Annotated in this window: 16 protein-coding genes and 1 tRNA gene; 13 read left to right on the top strand and 4 right to left on the bottom strand. The window is 68.5% G+C overall.

Annotated features, from left to right (window positions below):
• Window positions 1–252: 252 nt before the first annotated feature.
• Both AWB92_RS02745 and AWB92_RS02740 read left to right on the top strand, forming a co-directional pair.
• Complete coding sequence (locus AWB92_RS02745; protein ID WP_085183945.1) at window positions 253–1,158, top strand: PfkB family carbohydrate kinase; 906 nt, start codon at window positions 253–255, stop codon at window positions 1,156–1,158.
• 39 nt (window positions 1,159–1,197) lie between these two features.
• Window positions 1,198–1,815 carry an isoprenylcysteine carboxylmethyltransferase family protein gene (locus AWB92_RS02740; RefSeq protein ID WP_085184075.1) on the top strand — a complete coding sequence of 206 codons (618 nt, stop codon included), beginning with the start codon at window positions 1,198–1,200 and terminating at the stop codon, window positions 1,813–1,815.
• Here the strand turns inward: AWB92_RS02740 and AWB92_RS02735 are convergent.
• Window positions 1,812–2,630, bottom strand: a complete 819-nt coding sequence (locus AWB92_RS02735; RefSeq protein WP_173817329.1) for a GntR family transcriptional regulator — start codon at window positions 2,628–2,630, stop codon at window positions 1,812–1,814. The two genes, AWB92_RS02740 and AWB92_RS02735, sit on opposite strands and share 4 nt — an antisense overlap.
• Window positions 2,631–2,701: 71 nt before the next feature.
• Between AWB92_RS02735 and AWB92_RS02730 the strand changes: the two genes are divergently transcribed.
• The 7 genes from AWB92_RS02730 (at window position 2,702) to AWB92_RS02705 (ending at window position 8,046) form a co-directional block, all read left to right on the top strand.
• Window positions 2,702–4,132, top strand: a complete 1,431-nt coding sequence (locus AWB92_RS02730; protein ID WP_085183943.1) for an MmgE/PrpD family protein — start codon at window positions 2,702–2,704, stop codon at window positions 4,130–4,132.
• Between the two features lie 326 nt (window positions 4,133–4,458).
• A tRNA-Val gene (locus AWB92_RS29745) sits at window positions 4,459–4,576 on the top strand.
• Window positions 4,548–5,030, top strand: a complete 483-nt coding sequence (locus AWB92_RS29740; protein WP_158090347.1) for an isocitrate lyase/phosphoenolpyruvate mutase family protein — start codon at window positions 4,548–4,550, stop codon at window positions 5,028–5,030. Before AWB92_RS29745 ends, AWB92_RS29740 begins: the two co-directional genes overlap by 29 nt.
• On the top strand, window positions 5,021–6,268 hold the full coding sequence (locus AWB92_RS02720) for an aconitase/3-isopropylmalate dehydratase large subunit family protein (RefSeq protein ID WP_085183941.1): 1,248 nt from the start codon (window positions 5,021–5,023) through the stop codon (window positions 6,266–6,268). Before AWB92_RS29740 ends, AWB92_RS02720 begins: the two co-directional genes overlap by 10 nt.
• Window positions 6,265–6,834 carry a 3-isopropylmalate dehydratase gene (locus AWB92_RS02715; RefSeq protein ID WP_085183940.1) on the top strand — a complete coding sequence of 190 codons (570 nt, stop codon included), beginning with the start codon at window positions 6,265–6,267 and terminating at the stop codon, window positions 6,832–6,834. The genes AWB92_RS02720 and AWB92_RS02715 overlap by 4 nt, the downstream gene beginning before the upstream one ends.
• Window positions 6,834–7,379, top strand: coding sequence for a YbhB/YbcL family Raf kinase inhibitor-like protein (locus tag AWB92_RS02710; protein WP_085183939.1), 546 nt, complete (start codon window positions 6,834–6,836; stop codon window positions 7,377–7,379). The genes AWB92_RS02715 and AWB92_RS02710 overlap by 1 nt, the downstream gene beginning before the upstream one ends.
• 253 nt (window positions 7,380–7,632) lie before the next feature.
• On the top strand, window positions 7,633–8,046 hold the full coding sequence (locus tag AWB92_RS02705) for a hypothetical protein (RefSeq protein ID WP_085183938.1): 414 nt from the start codon (window positions 7,633–7,635) through the stop codon (window positions 8,044–8,046).
• A 7-nt stretch (window positions 8,047–8,053) separates the two neighbouring features.
• Here AWB92_RS02705 and AWB92_RS02700 read toward each other — a convergent pair whose 3' ends face one another.
• A complete protein-coding gene (locus AWB92_RS02700; RefSeq protein ID WP_085183937.1) occupies window positions 8,054–10,096 on the bottom strand; it encodes an NAD(+) synthase in 2,043 nt (680 codons plus the stop codon).
• Window positions 10,097–10,155: 59 nt separating this feature from the next.
• Between AWB92_RS02700 and AWB92_RS02695 the strand changes: the two genes are divergently transcribed.
• Together AWB92_RS02695 and AWB92_RS02690 are read left to right on the top strand one after the other, a co-directional pair.
• Window positions 10,156–10,701 carry an isochorismatase family cysteine hydrolase gene (locus AWB92_RS02695; RefSeq protein ID WP_085183936.1) on the top strand — a complete coding sequence of 182 codons (546 nt, stop codon included), beginning with the start codon at window positions 10,156–10,158 and terminating at the stop codon, window positions 10,699–10,701.
• 21 nt (window positions 10,702–10,722) lie between these two features.
• Complete coding sequence (locus tag AWB92_RS02690; RefSeq protein ID WP_085183935.1) at window positions 10,723–11,571, top strand: NAD-dependent protein deacetylase; 849 nt, start codon at window positions 10,723–10,725, stop codon at window positions 11,569–11,571.
• Here the strand turns inward: AWB92_RS02690 and AWB92_RS02685 are convergent.
• Complete coding sequence (locus tag AWB92_RS02685) at window positions 11,568–12,833, bottom strand: cytochrome P450 (protein WP_085183934.1); 1,266 nt, start codon at window positions 12,831–12,833, stop codon at window positions 11,568–11,570. The two genes, AWB92_RS02690 and AWB92_RS02685, sit on opposite strands and share 4 nt — an antisense overlap.
• 100 nt (window positions 12,834–12,933) lie before the next feature.
• On the opposite strand from AWB92_RS02685, the gene AWB92_RS02680 reads away from it, so the two are divergent.
• Entirely contained in the window at window positions 12,934–13,584 is a 651-nt protein-coding gene (locus tag AWB92_RS02680; protein ID WP_085183933.1) for a TetR/AcrR family transcriptional regulator, read from the top strand.
• Between the two features lie 4 nt (window positions 13,585–13,588).
• Here AWB92_RS02680 and AWB92_RS02675 read toward each other — a convergent pair whose 3' ends face one another.
• A complete protein-coding gene (locus tag AWB92_RS02675) occupies window positions 13,589–15,472 on the bottom strand; it encodes an AMP-binding protein (protein WP_085183932.1) in 1,884 nt (627 codons plus the stop codon).
• 155 nt (window positions 15,473–15,627) lie between these two features.
• Here AWB92_RS02675 and AWB92_RS02670 point away from each other — a divergent pair, with 155 nt between their 5' ends.
• A complete protein-coding gene (locus AWB92_RS02670; RefSeq protein ID WP_085183931.1) occupies window positions 15,628–16,113 on the top strand; it encodes a MarR family transcriptional regulator in 486 nt (161 codons plus the stop codon).
• Window positions 16,114–16,119: the final 6 nt, after the last annotated feature.

The following is a 16,119-nucleotide window of genomic DNA, read 5'->3' as shown; positions in this document are numbered from 1 at the left end:
GCCACACCAAGGGCCGGCGCGGACCGTGCCGCGGCTTTTCGGGCGATGCGGATTCGGGAGCGGATTCCGGCGGGTTTTCAGACGCCGGTTCGGCCATTTTCGGCTCGGTCAACGTCATTTGCCTTTCCCCCTCCCTCGGACGGGACTCAGCACCGATCACGGTGCAGACTAACGCGCGGACGTCACGATATCGGCGATTGTCGCGAATGGATTGGCGTCAAAAATGCCGGGCTTGGGTTTAACGTCGGGGTCATGGCGCGGGTCTGTGTCGTCGGCAGCGTGAACATGGACCTGACGTTCGGCGTCGATGCCCTTCCGCGGCCGGGCGAGACGGTGTTGGCCTCGTCGCTCACCGCCGCCCCCGGCGGCAAGGGCGCCAACCAGGCCATGGCGGCGGCGCGCGCGGGCGCGCGGGTGCAGTTCGTCGGCGCTCTCGGCGATGACGCGGCCGCCGCGCGGTTGCGGGCCCACCTGCGGGCCAACGGCGTTGGGCTCGACGGGGCGATCGAGGTTTCGGGTCCGAGCGGTACCGCCGTCATCGTGGTCGATGCCGGCGCCGAGAACAGCATCGTCGTCGCACCCGGCGCCAACGCGCTGCTGACGCCGGCCGCCGCCGGCGCGTGCCGGCCGATCGCCGACTGCGATGTGCTATTGACCCAGTTGGAGATTCCGGTGCCGACGGCGGTGGCGGCGGCGCGCGAGGCCCGCTCGGCCGGGGCAGCCGTCATTGTCAACGCCTCGCCCGCCGGGCACGATGACCGCGCCCTGGCCGAACTGGCCGCCGCCGCGGACGTGGTGATCGCCAACGAAGCCGAGGCCGAACAGTGGCCCTGGCGGCCAACCCATTTGGTGATCACCCTCGGTGCGCGCGGCGCCCGCTACGTCGGCGAGGACGGCGAGTTCGCCGTACCCGCACCCGAGGTGACGGCCGTGGACACCACCGGCGCGGGTGACGTGTTCGCCGGGGTGCTGGCGGCGAGCTGGCCGCACGGCCCGGGCGCAAATCCGGGCTCGAGGGCCGGGCGGCTGGCCGCGCTGCGGCGCGCCTGCGCCGCGGGCGCGCTCGCGACCCTGGTGCCCGGCGCCGGTGATTGCGCACCGGGCGCCGCCGCGATCGACGCGGCCGTGCGGGACGCTTTTCCTGACCAAACCGATTGATGTACCCTCGCTGCGATGCCTGCGGTCATGGGAGCGTGCATGCCGGCGACAGCCGCCGCCGACATGGCTTTGGTCCTCTTCGGGATATTCGGGGCGCTCGGATTCGGCTGGCGCAGTTGGCTGCAGTACCGGCGGACCGGCTCGACCGGCTTTCGCGGCGTCCGCACCGGCGGCGCATTGGAACGGCTGGCCGGCGCCGGCTTCCTCGCAGCGCTCGCGGTGGCGGTGAGCGCCCCAATCCTGCAGGAGGCCAAGGTCGTTGAACCCATCAACCTGCTGGACGAGGCGTGGGTCCAGGTGGTGGGCATCGTGGTGGCGACGGCCGGCATCGCGGCGACGGTATACGCGCAGCTGGAAATGGGCGATTCCTGGCGGATCGGGGTGGACACGAGGGAGACCACCACGCTGGTGCACACCGGGGTGTTCGGCCAGATCCGCAACCCGATCTACAGCGCCATGTTCACCTTCGGTTTCGGCATCGCGCTGGTGACGCCGAATGTCGTTGCCTTCGCGGGGCTTTTGTTGCTCGTCGCCACAATCGAACTGCAGGTCCGTCGCGTCGAGGAGCCGTACCTGTTGCGGGCGCACGGCGACGCCTATCGCGCCTACACCGCCAGCGCGGGCCGATTCGTCCCGGGGGTCGGGCTCGTTCGTTAGCGTGGCGCCGCCACGTCATGGGCGATCGTCAAGCCATCGGCCATTTCCAGTTCGTCGCCCGTCTGGCTGAGGAGCACGCGGCTGCGGTTGGGCGACAACAGAACCGACAGGTGGTGATGCGGCGCTTCGCCCACGAATGCCAGGCGGTTGACGCGGAGCAGGGCGGCACCGATCGGGGTGTCCAGCAGCTGCGCGTTGCGCGGGCCCGCGATCTCGGCGGTGATTTCGTGCCGGATGCGGTCGACGACGATGCCGGCGTCCTGCAGGAGCTCATACAGCGGCGTTTGCCGCAGCGCGGGCTCGGTCAGGGTGCCGGCCAGGTCCTCCGGCAGCCACGCGTCGGTGACCATCAACGGCTCACCGGTGCGCCGTTGCCGGCGCACGCGCACGATCTGCAGCAGCTCGCCGGACGCCTGCAGCGCCTCGGCGATGGCCCGCGGCGTCCGTCGCGTCCCGAGCTCGACCACGTCGACCTCGGTTTCGAATTGGGTCTGGCGCAGCCCCGCCAGGTAAGAGCCGCCGACGGGCAGATCCGACGGGCTGTGCTCGCGCACAAACGAACCGACGCCGTGCCTGCGCTCGATGTAGCCCTGCTCGGCCAGGTCCGCCAGCGCGCGGCGGACCGTGATCCGGGAAACCCCGAACTGGTCGCACAGCGTCTGTTCGGTCGGCAACGCCTCGCCCGGGGCGATGGCGCCGCGGTCGATCTCGTCGTGCAGCACCAGGAAAAGCTGCCGATGCAAGGGCACCCCGGCGGCGGTGGATACCGGTCCCGCCCTGCCGCCGCTCTGCCGCACGGTCGTCAATGTTTCCACACCCCTGCCTTGCGCCCGCACAACCAGTTGTTATATGTATATAACAACTGACGATTGCGGAGGAAGGCCCGATGACCGCGATGCAAGGGCAGCCCGCCACCGATCCGACGGGGCCGACCGGTCACCTGGCCACCTGGGTCGCCGGTCTCACGCTCGACGACGTCCCCCCGATCGTCGTGGAGCGGGCCAAACACCTGCTCCTGGACGGCCTCGGTTGCGCGCTGGTCGGGGCGCAACTGCCCTGGTCTCGCGTCGCCACCGAGGCGGTGCTCGGCCTCGAAGGCCCCGGCGACACCCGGGTGATCGGCACCGGGCGCACCGCCGGCGCGCCGGCCGCCGCGGTCCTCAACGGCACCTTCATCCAGGGCTTCGAGCTCGACGACTTCCATCCCCTGGCCCCGTTGCACAGCTGCTCGCTGCTCATCCCGGCGCTGCTGTCGACAGCGTCGACGCGAGGGGCCGCCACAAATGGCGCGGACGTGCTGCTGGCGTCGATCGCCGGCTTCGAAGTCGGTCCCCGCGTCGGCTACACACTGCACGGCACCCAGATGCTCGACCGCGGCTGGCATTCCGGCTCGGTGTTCGGAACCCACTCGGCGGCCATGGCGTCCGGCAAACTGCGCGGGCTGTCCCCGGCGCAACTGGAGGACGCCCTGGGACTGGCCGGGACCCAGTCGGCGGGGCTGATGGCCGCGCAGTACGAGGCCATGAGCAAGCGCATGCACCACGGCCTGGCGGCGCGAAACGGCTTCTACGCCGCGGGCCTTGCGGCGGCGGGCTATACCGGCATCAAGCGGGTGTTTGAGCGCGAGTACGGCGGTTTTCTCAGCGTTTTCGGCGAGGGGCATAACCCCGACGCCTCGCTGCTGACCGGGCAACTCGGCCAGCGCTGGGAGACCACAATCATCATGGTCAAGTCCTATGCCGCGATGGGCGGCCTGCACGGGGCGATCGACGCCGCTCGAAAACTGCGCGATTCGGTTGCGCCGCAAAATATCTCAGCGATCGATATCACCGTGGGCGAGACCGTCTACAAGCACGGTTGGTGGCGGCCCCAACGGCCGCTCACACCGATCGGCGCCCAGATGAACATCGGGTACGCCACCGCCGCGGCGCTGCTCGACGGCAACGTGCTGCCCGAGCAATTCACGCCCGCCCGCCTCGACGCCGACGACATCTGGTCACTGATCGCCGCGACCACGGTGCACCTCGACGATTCGCTGGCCGATGCCGATATCACCGAGAAGTACCGCACCGACATCGCGGTGACCACCCGCGACGGCGCCGTGCACCGCGCTCGCGTGGCCCTCCCGCACGGCGCGCCCAACGACCCCGTCACCAACGACGAGCTGGTGGCGAAGTTTCACGCGCTCGCCGACCGGGTCACCAGCCGAGCGCGCGCCGCCGCGATCGAGCGGGCGGTGGTGAGTCTCGACGATCTCGACGACATCGACTCCCTGACCGATCTTCTCGCCGCCCCCGTCGCGGGGGCACTGGACTGAAAGGACGCAAATGGCCACCACAGCGGCCCGCCAACGGCTGAAAGACCTGCTTACCAAGCGTGAACTCATCATCGCGCCAGGCGTTTTCGACGGCATCTCCGCGCAGCTGACCAAGCGGACGGGCCACGTCGCGGCGTACATGACCGGCGCCGGAGTCGCGGCGTCGGGCTTCGGGCTGCCCGACATCGGGCTGGTGACCGCGACCGAAATGGTCGACCGGGTCCGCATGATCACCGACACGCTGGGTGACGTTCCGCTGATCGCCGACGCAGACACCGGCTACGGCGCGCCCATGAACGTGGTGCGCACGGTCCGGGCCTACGACGGCGCGGGCGTGGCCGCAATCCAGTTGGAGGATCAGGTGTTTCCCAAGCGGTGCGGCCACCTGCCGGACAAGCAGGTTGTCGACGCCGCGGTGTTCGAACAGACGCTCGCCGCCGCGCTGGACGCCAGGTCCGATGACGCCCTACTGGTGGTGGCCCGCACCGACGCCCGCGCCCCGCTCGGCCTGGACGCCGCGATCGAGCGCGCCAACCGATACGCGCAAGCGGGCGCCGACATCATCTTCGTCGAGGCGCCGCAGGACGCCGACGAAATCGCACGCATCGCAAGCGAAGTCGAAGCTCCCCTGCTGATCAACCTCGTGCTCGGCGGCCTGACGCCGCTGCTGTCCGCATCGCGGCTGCAGGAGTTGGGTTACGCGATCGCCATCCACCCGAGCAATCTGCTGATTCAGGCGACCTTGGCCATGCTGCAGGGCCTCTGCGAACTCAACGGCACGGACGCCACCTCCCACATCCCCGGCGGCCCAGGCGACTTCTTCAACCTGGTCGGCATGGCGGAGTGGCTGGCGCTGGACGAGAAGTACGCACACGCGGGGGACCGCTCATGGGCATGACCGTCATCGAAAAGATCCTCGCCCGCAAGGCCGGCCTGGACTCGGTGTCACCTGGCGATACCGTGGTGGTCGACGTCGACATGACCGTCCTGATCGACCTGCAGTTCGCCACCATGTGGATACCGCCCAACCGGATCCACGATCCCGACAAGCTCGCGGTCGTCATGGACCATGCCGTTCCCGCACCCACGATCAAGGACGCCACCGGCGGCGGGCACGCCCGAAAGTTCGTCGCCGACTTCGGTATCGAGCGCTTCTACGACGTGGGCCGGCACGGCATCTGCCACCAGGTCATCGCGGAGAACGGGCTGGCGCGTCCGGGAGAGATCCTGGCCTGCACCGACTCCCACACGTGCGCCGCCGGCGCCTACAACACCGCGGCCCGCGGCCTGGGGCCCGCCGAGGTGTACTCGATCATGTGCACCGGCACGACCTGGTTCCAGATCGCGCCAACGATCCGCTACGAACTCGTCGGCGTCAAGCCGAAAAGCGTGAGCGGCAAGGACATTTTCCTGCACATCGCCAACGAGTACGGCGACGCGCCCAACCTGAACCTGGAGTTCGGCGGGCCCGGACTGGCCGGGATCCCGATGCACGATCGGCGCACCATCGCCACGCAGGGCGCCGAGGTGTCGGCCGATTTCAGCACGTTCGAGCCCGACGCGGTGTTGGCCCGCTTCCTCGATGACGCCGGCGTCACCGGATACGACGCGGCCGCACCGGATCCCGACGCGAACTACCGCGACGTCCGGCGTATCGACCTTTCGACGTTGGAACCCTATGTCGCGCGGCCGGGCACCGTCAGCCGCAACGGGCTGCCGGTATCGCGGCTGGATCGGCAGAAGGTGGACCAAGCATTCATCGGGTCATGCGCGAACGGCCAGCTCGAGGACCTCGAGATCGCCGCGGACGTGGTGCGCGGCAAGACCGTCGCGCCCGGGGTGCGGCTGCTGGTGACGCCCGCCTCGCAGGCGGTGTACCGGGAGGCCATGCGGTTGGGGTACTTGCAGTATCTCGCGGATGCCGGCGCAGTGATCACCAACTCGACGTGCGGTGCGTGTTTCGGCTACCACATGGGCGTGGTGGGTCCGGGCGAGGTGTGCATCACGTCCAGCACCCGCAACTTCACCGGCCGCATGGGCAGCACCGAGGCCGAGATCTTCATGGCGTCACCGGCGACCGTCGCGGCCTCCGCCATCACCGGATACATCACGGACCCCAGGAGCGTGACGGCATGACGATCGGCTCGCTGAAGTTTCACGGCAAGCTCTGGGTGTTCGGCGACAACCTCAACACCGACGCCATGTATCCGGCCTTCGCCATGAAGATGGACCCGCCCGAGGCGGCCAAGCACGTCTTCTACCAGGTGCGCCCGGGTTGGACCGACGAGGTCTCACCGGGCGACATCGTCGTGGCGGGCAAGAACTTCGGGCTCGGGTCGTCGCGCCCCGTCGCGGCGCTGTTCACCGAGCTCGGGGTCGCCGGCCTGGTCGCCGAGGAATTCAACTCGTTGTTCTTTCGCAACGCCGTCAACGCCGGCCTGCCGGCGATGACCTTGCCCCACGCCACCGAGGTGTTCCGCGAGGGTGACACAGCGACCTTCGACCTGAGGGCGGGCACGTGGCGAAACGACACCACGGGAGACTCGGGTCGCGTCCCGAAACTTCCCGACCTGATCCTCGAAATCATCGAAAGCGGCGGCGTGCTGCCGCGATTGGCGGAACAGGGTTACCTGCCGGCCGAGCTCGGCGACGTCCTGCGGTCGAGCGCGGTCGCCATGCGCGGCGCCGGAAGCGGTGCCTGATGGCGTCGCTGGGGCGACTGTTCCGCGGCGTGCGCGCGGGCGCACATCGAAGCCCGTTGGTCGGCAGAGCTTTTGCGGCTCCCGAGTCGATCGCAGTGACGAGCCCCGCGTTCGACGACGGCGGCGTGATGCCACGCGCGAGCGCGGGAAAGGGCGTCGGGGACAACGCCTCACCACCGCTGAGCTGGGACGGGGTGCCGCCGGCGGCCCGGCAGCTGGTGCTCATCATGGACGACATCGACGTTCCGCTGCCGCGGCCGCTGCTGCACACCGTCGCGGTGCTAGAGCCTACGCTGGCCGGCGTCGCCGCCGGCGCTTTGCGGCCGGGAACCGCGGGCATCCGGTTCATTCGGGCCGACTTGGGTCATCGCGGCTACGCGGGGCCGCGCCCGATTCCCGGCCACGGGCCGCACCGCTACCGGTTCCAGGTGTTTGCGATCGACGGGCCCATCCCCGACACTGTCACCACGGCCAAGGCGTTGCTGGCCGCGATGGGCGGGCATGTGCGTGCCCGGGGCACACTGACCGGCACCTACGAGCGGTGACGCGCCCCAGCTTTCCTTGAGTCACCGCGAGGGAGAGTGTGACTTTTTGCCCGCCTCTCAGCGACAGCGCGCGCCGCAAGCCGGCCGCATCGGAGTCGCTGTGAGCCGGGCACGTCGGCATATCCCTCGCTTTCCGTGACTGCCGGGGCCCTGACCTGCGGTTGGCAGTGGTTGGCAGTGTGTGGCGTCGATCTGGCAGCGGTTTCCGAGCAGCCTCAGTGACGACTGTTGTCAGCCATCGAGGAGGAACAGGATGTCCACCACCGCCACCACCATCGACCGCACAGGAACTCGCGACGGGTTGCTCCGTTTTGCCATGCGTGCCGACGCCCTCATCAGCGGACTGGTCGGCCTGGCCGGCATCCCGCTGGCCGGCCGGCTCGCCGACCTATCGGGCACGACGAAGGCATTCGAGTACGGCATGGGCGCGTTCTTGATCGCCTACGGCGTGGCCGTGCTGGGGCTGGCCGCCTTGCCGTCGGTACGCCGCGCCGGCATGGGCGTCATCATCGCGAACCTGCTGTACACCGTGGCCGCCGTGGTTCTCGTGCTCGCGGATGTCTTTCCATTGACCGCGGCCGGCGTCGTGTTGAACCTGGCGGCCGGCGCCTACACGCTGATCTTCGCGGAGCTGCAGTACCAGGGTTGGCGTCGCGCGAGGGCGTGAGCCGCGCCTAGTCTTCGGGCACCTCGCGCTCGATCTCGTCGAGCCAGATGCGCGCCGACATGTCCGACGGGGCGCGCCAATCGCCGCGCGGCGACAGCGCGCCGCCGTGCGACACCTTGGGGCCGTTGGGTAGCGCCGAGCGTTTGAACTGGCTGAACGAGTAGAACCGCTGCACGAACACTCCCAGCCAGTGCCGGATCTCCTTGAGCGAGTACGACGGTCGCTTGTCCTCGGGGAATCCGGGCGGCCAGTTGCCCTGCTCGGGATCGCTCCACGCGTGCCACGCCAAAAAGGCGATCTTCGACGGCCGGAACCCGAAGCGCAGCACATGGAAGAGTGAAAAGTCCTGCAGGGCAAAGGGTCCGACCTTGGCCTCGCTGCTCTGCAGCTCTTCCTCCTCGCCGCTCGGGACGAGCTCCGGCGTGATCTCGGTGTCCAGCACCGACTGCAGCACCTCGCACACGTCCGATTCGAACTGGCCCGACGAAATGACCCAGCGGATCAGGTGCTGGATCAGCGTCTTGGGGACACCGCCGTTGACGTTGTAGTGCGACATCTGGTCGCCGACGCCGTACGTCGACCAGCCGAGCCCCAGCTCCGAGAGGTCACCGGTGCCCAGCACGATCCCGCCGCGCTGGTTGGCCAGCCGGAACAGGTAATCCGTGCGCAGGCCGGCCTGGACGTTCTCGAACGTGACGTCGTAGACCTTCTCGCCACGCGCGAACGGGTGGTCCATCTCCTTGAGCATGAGCCGCGCGGTCTCGGTGATGTCGATCTCCGAAAAGGTGACGCCCAGCGCGCGGCACAGCTCGATCGCGTTGCGCTTGGTGCGATCTCCCGTCGCGAAGCCCGGCAGCGTGAACGCCAGGATGTCGCTGCGCGGCCGTTCCTCGCGGTCCATCGCACGGGCGGCGACGATCAGCGCGTGCGTCGAATCCAGCCCGCCGGAAATCCCGATGACCACCTTGGGATAGTCCAGCGCCCGCAGCCGCTGCTCGAGACCGGAGACCTGAATGTTGTAGGCCTCGTAGCAATCCTGTTCCAGCCGTTGCGGATCGGCGGGCACGAACGGGAAGCGCTCGATCTCGCGGCGCAGCCCGATGTCGCCAGCGGGCGGGTCGAGCCGGAACTCGATGCGCCGGAACGACTCTGCCGTCGTCCGGTGGTGGCGCCGGTTGTCGTCGAAAGTTCCCATCCGCAGCCGTTCCGCGCGAAGCAGCTCGAGGTCGACGTCGGCGACGCTGCGCCGCTCCCCCTTCGGGAAGCGCTCGGACGTGGCGAGCAGCACGCCGTTCTCCCAGACCATGGTCTGGCCGTCCCAGGCCAGGTCGGTCGTCGACTCGCCCTCCCCTGCGGCGGCGTAAATGTATGCGGCCAGGCACCGCGACGACGCCGAGCGCGCCAGCAGGCAACGGTCCTCGGCGCGCCCGATGGTGATCGGGCTGCCGGACAGGTTGGCCAGCACCGTCGCCCCCGCCAGCGCCGCCTCCGCGCTGGGCGGGATCGGCACGAACATGTCCTCACAGATCTCGACGTGCAGCACAAAGCCTGGCAGGTCGGACGCGGCGAACAGCAGATCCGGACCGAACGGGGCCTCGATATCGCCGATGCGGATGTTGCCGCGCTCGTCGTCGCCGGGCGCGAGCTGGCGGCGCTCGTAGAACTCCCGATACGTGGGCAGGTACGACTTGGGCACGACGCCCAGCACCACGCCCCGGTGGATCACCACCGCGGTGTTGTAGATGCGATGCCGGTAGCGCAGCGGGGCGCCGACGACCAACACCGGCAGCAGGTCGGCCGACGCCGCGACGACGTCGGCGACGGCGCCTTCCACGTCGTCGAGCAGCAGGTCCTGCAGGACGATGTCCTCGATGGAGTACCCGGACAGCGTCAGCTCCGGGAAGACGGCCACCGCGACGCCGTCGTCGTGGCATTGGCCCGCCAACCGCAGCACCGACTCGGCGTTGGCCGCCGGATCGCCGATCGCGGTGTGGTGTGTGCAGGCGGCGACGCGGACAAAACCCTGGTGGTAGGCGTTGTAAAAGTCCATGACCCTCCCATTGTCGCCCGACGGGCGTCAACTCGTCGCCGCCGGGTATCCCCAACGGCATGAGCGATACCGCTGTCGTAATCGTCGACATGATGAACACGTATCAGCATCCCGACGCTGAGGATCTGATACCCAATGTCGAGAAAATCATGGACCCGCTCGCCGACCTGATCCGCCGCGCGCGGAACGCCGACGGCGTCGACTTGATCTACGTCAACGACAACTACGGCGACTTCGCCGCCCAGTTCTCCGACATCGTCGGCTCCGCGCTCGATGGCGCCCGGCCCGATCTGGTCAAGCCGATCGTGCCGGGCGAGGACTGCCGGGTGATGACGAAGGTCCGCCACAGCGCCTTCTATGCGACGGCGCTGGCCTATCTGCTCGGGCGCCTGGAGAACAAGCGGTTGATCCTCACCGGTCAGGTCACTGAGCAATGCATCCTGTACACCGCGCTCGACGCCTACGTGCGCCACTTCCCCGTCGTGATCCCGACCGACGCCGTTGCCCACATCGACGCCGATCTGGGCAAGGCGGCGCTGAAGATGATGCAGCAGAACATGTCCGCCGAGCTCACCACGGCCGCCGACTGCCTCGAGACCTCCTGAATTGCCCGTACCCTCGAACGGGTGACCTTTAGCCGCGCGGAATCGCCCGAACTCGTCGCGCTGCTCGCCGGCCGGCGGGTCGCGGTCCTGACCGGCGCCGGCATCTCCACCGACTCGGGCATTCCCGACTATCGCGGCCCCGATTCGCCGCCGAGCAACCCGATGACCATCCGCCAGTTCACCTCGGATCCGATGTTCCGGCAGCGGTACTGGGCGCGCAACCACGTCGGGTGGCGGCACATGGACGACACCGCGCCCAACGCCGGGCACCGGGCGCTGGCCGCGCTGGAGCGCGCCTCCGTGGTGACCGGCGTGATCACCCAGAATGTCGACCTTTTGCACACCAAGGCTGGCAGCCGAAACGTCGTCAACCTGCACGGCACCTACGCGCGGGTGGTCTGCCTGAGCTGCCGGTACGGCATGAGCCGGGCCGCGCTCGCCGAAGAGCTCGAGGCGCTCAACCCGGGATTTATCGAGCGCGCGGAGGCCGTCGGCGGGCTGGCGGTGGCTCCCGACGCCGACGCCGTCGTCGCCGACACCGCGTCGTTCCGCTACCTCGACTGCCCGCGCTGCGGTGGCATGCTCAAGCCCGACATCGTCTACTTCGGCGAGAGCGTCCCCAAAGACGTTGTGGCAGAGGCATATTCGCTGATCGACGAGGCGGACGCGCTGCTGGTCGCGGGCTCGTCGCTGACGGTGTTCTCCGGCTACCGGTTCGTGCGGCACGCCGCGGCGCTGGGCCTTCCCATCGCGATCGTCAATCGGGGACGCACCCGCGGTGACGACCTGGCCACCGTGAAGGTCGACGGCGGCTGCTCGGAGCTGCTGACGTTGCTAGTTGACGAGTTGTCCCCGACCGCAGCGCGTTAGAACGTGCACGGCATGCTGCGGACGGCGTGGACGAAGTTGCCCGCCACGTAGGTCGGCTCGCCCGCCTGAATGTCCGGCAACTGGCGCAGCAACTCACCGAAGATGGCCCGCAACTGCGCCCGGGCCACGTGGGCGCCCAGGCAGAAGTGCAACCCGCCGCCGCCGAAGCCGACGTGGGGGTTGGGATTGCGGCTCAGATCGAAGCGCTCCGGATGATCGAACGCGTCGGTGTCCCAGTTGCCGGACGAATAAAACATCACCACCTTCTCGCCCGCGCGGATGCTCTGACCGCCCAGCTCGACATCCGTTGCCGCCGTGCGGCGGAAGGTCATGACGGGCGTGGCCCATCGGACGAACTCCTCGACGGCCGCGCCGATGCGGTTGTCGAAATCCTCCAACAGCCACGCCCGCTGGTCGGGAAAGTCGGTGAGCGCCTTCATCGCGTGACTGATGGTCTGCCGGGTGGTGTCGTTGCCGGCCACCGAAAGCAACACGAAAAACGCCGCCACGTCCGCGTCCGTCAGCCGGTCCCCGTCCACCTCGGCGTTCACCAGGCTGCTGAACAGGTCGTCGCCGGGACGCTCGCGACGCTCGGCAGCGAGCGCGCCGGCGACCTGGTGCACATACGTCTGGTTCTCGAACAGCACCTCCATCGGGTGCCGACCGCCGAGGTAGGCGGGGTCGGCCCAGGACACCATGGCGTCGGTCGCGTGCGCCATGCGCTGCCGCTCGGATTCCGGGATCCCGACCATGTCCGACAGCGTGCGGATGGGCAGCTCCTTGGCGCACAGGTCGACGAAATCCGCGCTGCTGCCGGCGGCCCGCAGCTCTTCGACGATGGTCTTGGCGTTCGCCTGGATCGAGTCCTCTATGCGGCGGACCTGCCTGGGCGTGAACGCGGCGTGCGCGAGCTTGCGCAGTTTGGTGTGCCGCGGCGGGTCCATCGCCAGGAAGGACTGCGACGCCTCGAGCAGCTCCTCGGGGACGTTCTCGAACATCACGCCGCGGCCGGACCGGAACACCTCGTTGTTGCGGCTCACGGTGACGATGTCCGCGCGACGGGTGACCGCCCAATAGCCGGGGTCCGCCGGATCAGGCATGAGCGCATCCTCGACGGGAGGATGCCAGCTCACCGGGCGCTCGGCCCGCAGCACCGCGAAGGAACGCTCCCGCTCCGCCGCGGTCGTGGACCAGAACGCGCGCGACGACAGATCGATCGGGTCGTATGCACGGCTGCTGGACACCCCGGTCGCCACTGTCATCGTCGGCCCTCCCTTATGACCCCAATCACACACTCCGCCCGACAATATGCCTAGACACTATGTCTAGTCAATATGTTCAGCGGCCGGTTATGCTGTGCGAATGCCGTCGGTCACCCGAAAGGCGCAGGCCAATCGCGAACAGGGTCGTCAGCAGCGACGCGAGCAAATGGAGCGCCGGTTGCTGGACGCCACCGAGCGGCTGATGCGCGACGGCGCCAGTTTCACCGAGCTCAGCGTGGACCGGCTGTCGAGCGAGGCCGGCATCTCGCGGGCCAGCTTCTACATCTACTTCGAGGACAAGGGCCACCTGTTGCGCCGGCTGGCCGGCCAGGTTTTCGCCGACCTCGCCGACAGCGCGGACCGCTGGTGGAGCATGGCGTGGCGGCACGACCCCGACGACGTCCGCGCCGCCATGGCCGGAATCATCGGAAATTACCGGCGCCACCAACCGGTGCTCGTCGCGCTGAACGAAATGGCCGGCTACGACGCGGTGGTCGGGGCGACCTACCGAAACCTGCTGACCGCCATCACCGGGCGCGTGACCCGCGTCATCGAGGACGGGCAGGCCGACGGCTCCATCCGCCCCGAGCTGTCCCCGACCGCGACGGCCAGCGCGCTGACCTGGATGGTCGAGCGCGCCTGCCAGCAGAACCTGCCGACCGCGCCGGCGACCTACGATGCCGAACTGGCCGAGTCCCTGGCTCAAATCATCTGGGGTGCACTGTATCTCGAGCCCATACCGCCGAGATGATCGGTTAGCGGCTCCCTACCGGCTTCAAGACCGGGCGCAGGGCGTGCAGCACGTCCGGATCCTCGATGGTGGCGGGCATCTCGTCGTCGTGACCGTGCGCAATCCGGTGCATCGCCTTGCGCAGGATTTTGCCGGAACGCGTCTTCGGCAACGCCGAGACGATGTCGACCCGCTTGAGGCACGCCACCGCGCCGATCTCGTCACGGACCAACGCAACCAACTCGTCTTCGAGTCCGTCCCGCGCCGACCCGGCCTGCAGGACGACGAATCCGCGCGGCACCTGACCCTTGATGTCGTCGGCGACGCCGATGACCGCGGCTTCGGCCACGGCGGGATGGGACGCCAGCACGGCTTCCAAGGCGCCGGTGGACAGCCGGTGGCCGGCCACGTTGATGACGTCGTCGATGCGGCCCATGACGAACAGGTAGCCGTCCTCGTCGACGTATCCGCCGTCGCCGGTCAGGTAATAGCCGGGATGCTCGCACAGGTATGACGATTCGTAGCGCGCGTCGTCCTCCCACAGCGTCGGGAACGTCCCGGGCGGCAAGGGCAGGCTCAGGCAGATCGCACCCTCCTCACCGCGCGCGCAGCCGGTGCCGTCCGGCTGCAGGATCGCGACCCGGTAGCCCGGCATCGGCACGCCCGGCGAACCAATCTTGATCGGAAGTTCCTCCACGCCAACCGGATTGGCCGCGATGGCCCAACCCGTCTCGGTCTGCCACCAGTGGTCGATGACGCGAACGCCGAGTTTCCGCGACGCCCACAGGTACGTGTCGGGGTCGAGCCGCTCGCCGGCCAGGAACAGCGACTGCAAGCCGGCACGGTCGTATTCGCGCAGCCAGGTGCCATCGGGGTCGTCTCGGCGGATCGCGCGTATCGCGGTCGGCGCGGTGAAGAGGGCCTTCACGTTGTGCTCGGTGATCACCCGCCAGAAGGCGCCGGGGTCCGGGGTTCCCACCGGTTTGCCCTCGTAGAGCACGGTGGTGGCTCCAGCGAGGAGTGGGCCGTAGACGATGTAGGAGTGCCCGACCACCCAGCCGATGTCCGAGGCCGCCCAGTAGACGTCGCCGGGGCCGATGTCGTAGATGTGCCGCATGCTCCACAACAGCGCCACCGCATGCCCGCCGTTGTCCCGCATCACGCCCTTGGGTCGTCCCGTGGTGCCCGAGGTGTGCAGGACGTACAGCGGGTCCGTCGCGGCGACGGCGACGGCCGGCGCCGGTTCGGCCCGGCCGATCAGGGTCTCCCAGTCCTGGTCACGCCCGTCGACCAGGCCGCACCGCAATTGCTCGCGCTGGACGATGACGCAGTGCCGCGGCGGGTGCGCGCTTGCGTCGATCGCCGCGTCGAGCATCGGCTTGTATTCGACCAGCCGGGTCGGTTCGATGCCGCACGACGCCGAAACGATCACGCTGGGACGGGCGTTGTCGATCCGAGCTGCGAGTTCGTGCGCGGAAAATCCGCCGAAGACGACGGCATGCACGGCGCCGATTCGGGCACACGCCAGCATGGCGACGACAGCTTCGGGAATCATCGGCATGTAGATCACCACGCGGTCGCCCTTAGCCACCCCCATGTCACGCAGGACGCCGGCGAAACGCGCTGTGAGATCCAGCAATTCGGCATACGAGAACGTGCGCTTCGTCGACGTCACGGGCGAGTCGTAGATCAGCGCCGGCGCCGCGCCGCGGCCGGCATCGACGTGCCGGTCGAGCGCGTTGGCGCAGGTGTTGAGTTCGGCGTCGGGAAACCAGCGGTAGAACGGCGGGCGGTCGTCGTCCAGGATCCGCCGCGGCGACCGAATCCATGTCACGGCCGACGCGGCATCGGCCCAGAATGCCGTCGGGTCATCGAGGCCGGACTGGTAGAGCTCGCGATAACCGTTCATTTGTTTCCTCTGCGGACGAAGGTGACTCTGCCAGATGATTGCCAGATGATAGGACCGGATCCCGCGGGGCGATAGGGCCATCGGGCACCATCGCCAAGGCTGCTGTGACCAGTTCAACATAGTTAGCGTCCTAACTATTAGCGTACGATGTGAATATGGCCGCGCCGACCGCTTCGGAGATCGACCCCCTCGCCCTCGAGCAGCAGGTCTGTTTCGCGCTGAGCATCACCAACCGCGCCGTCCTGGCGGTCTACCGGCCGCTGTTGGAGCCGTTGGGGCTGACCCATCCGCAGTATCTGGTGATGCTGACGCTCTGGGATCACCAGAAGGGCGGGCAACAGAAACCGCTGTCGGTCAAGGAGATTGCCGCGACGTTGCAGTTGGATTCGGCGACGCTGTCGCCGATGCTCAAGCGCCTGGAGGCGCTGGGCCTGATCACCCGCACCCGAAACGCCGTCGACGAGCGCACCACCGACGTCAAACTCACCGACAGCGGCACCGCCTTGCGCCGGCGTGCGGGCAAGATCCCGCCCGCCGTCGTCGCGCGTCTGGGCGTCGACATGGACGAACTTCGGCACCTGCATCAGGCGCTGACGCGAATCAACGCGGCCGCCTTGGCGGCCGGCGCACTACAGACCTAAACAACG

It is taken from the genome of Mycobacterium sp. IEC1808, assembly GCF_002101935.1.
In the GTDB taxonomy this organism is placed as follows: Bacteria; Actinomycetota; Actinomycetes; order Mycobacteriales; family Mycobacteriaceae; genus Mycobacterium.
Note: the sequence above shows the minus strand (reverse complement) of the source record. Positions and strands in the feature narration are given on the sequence as shown.

Coding starts and splice junctions, on each gene's coding strand:
- AWB92_RS02745 (WP_085183945.1), top strand. CDS start 253: ATGGCGCGGGTCTGTGTCGTCGGCAGCGTGAACATGGACCTGACGTTC.
- AWB92_RS02715 (WP_085183940.1), top strand. CDS start 6,265: ATGACGATCGGCTCGCTGAAGTTTCACGGCAAGCTCTGGGTGTTCGGC.
- AWB92_RS02685 (WP_085183934.1), bottom strand. CDS start 12,833: ATGACAGTGGCGACCGGGGTGTCCAGCAGCCGTGCATACGACCCGATC.
- AWB92_RS02720 (WP_085183941.1), top strand. CDS start 5,021: ATGGGCATGACCGTCATCGAAAAGATCCTCGCCCGCAAGGCCGGCCTG.
- AWB92_RS02675 (WP_085183932.1), bottom strand. CDS start 15,472: ATGAACGGTTATCGCGAGCTCTACCAGTCCGGCCTCGATGACCCGACG.
- AWB92_RS02730 (WP_085183943.1), top strand. CDS start 2,702: ATGACCGCGATGCAAGGGCAGCCCGCCACCGATCCGACGGGGCCGACC.
- AWB92_RS02695 (WP_085183936.1), top strand. CDS start 10,156: ATGAGCGATACCGCTGTCGTAATCGTCGACATGATGAACACGTATCAG.
- AWB92_RS02670 (WP_085183931.1), top strand. CDS start 15,628: ATGGCCGCGCCGACCGCTTCGGAGATCGACCCCCTCGCCCTCGAGCAG.
- AWB92_RS02705 (WP_085183938.1), top strand. CDS start 7,633: ATGTCCACCACCGCCACCACCATCGACCGCACAGGAACTCGCGACGGG.
- AWB92_RS02740 (WP_085184075.1), top strand. CDS start 1,198: ATGCCGGCGACAGCCGCCGCCGACATGGCTTTGGTCCTCTTCGGGATA.
- AWB92_RS02700 (WP_085183937.1), bottom strand. CDS start 10,096: ATGGACTTTTACAACGCCTACCACCAGGGTTTTGTCCGCGTCGCCGCC.
- AWB92_RS02680 (WP_085183933.1), top strand. CDS start 12,934: ATGCCGTCGGTCACCCGAAAGGCGCAGGCCAATCGCGAACAGGGTCGT.
- AWB92_RS02710 (WP_085183939.1), top strand. CDS start 6,834: ATGGCGTCGCTGGGGCGACTGTTCCGCGGCGTGCGCGCGGGCGCACAT.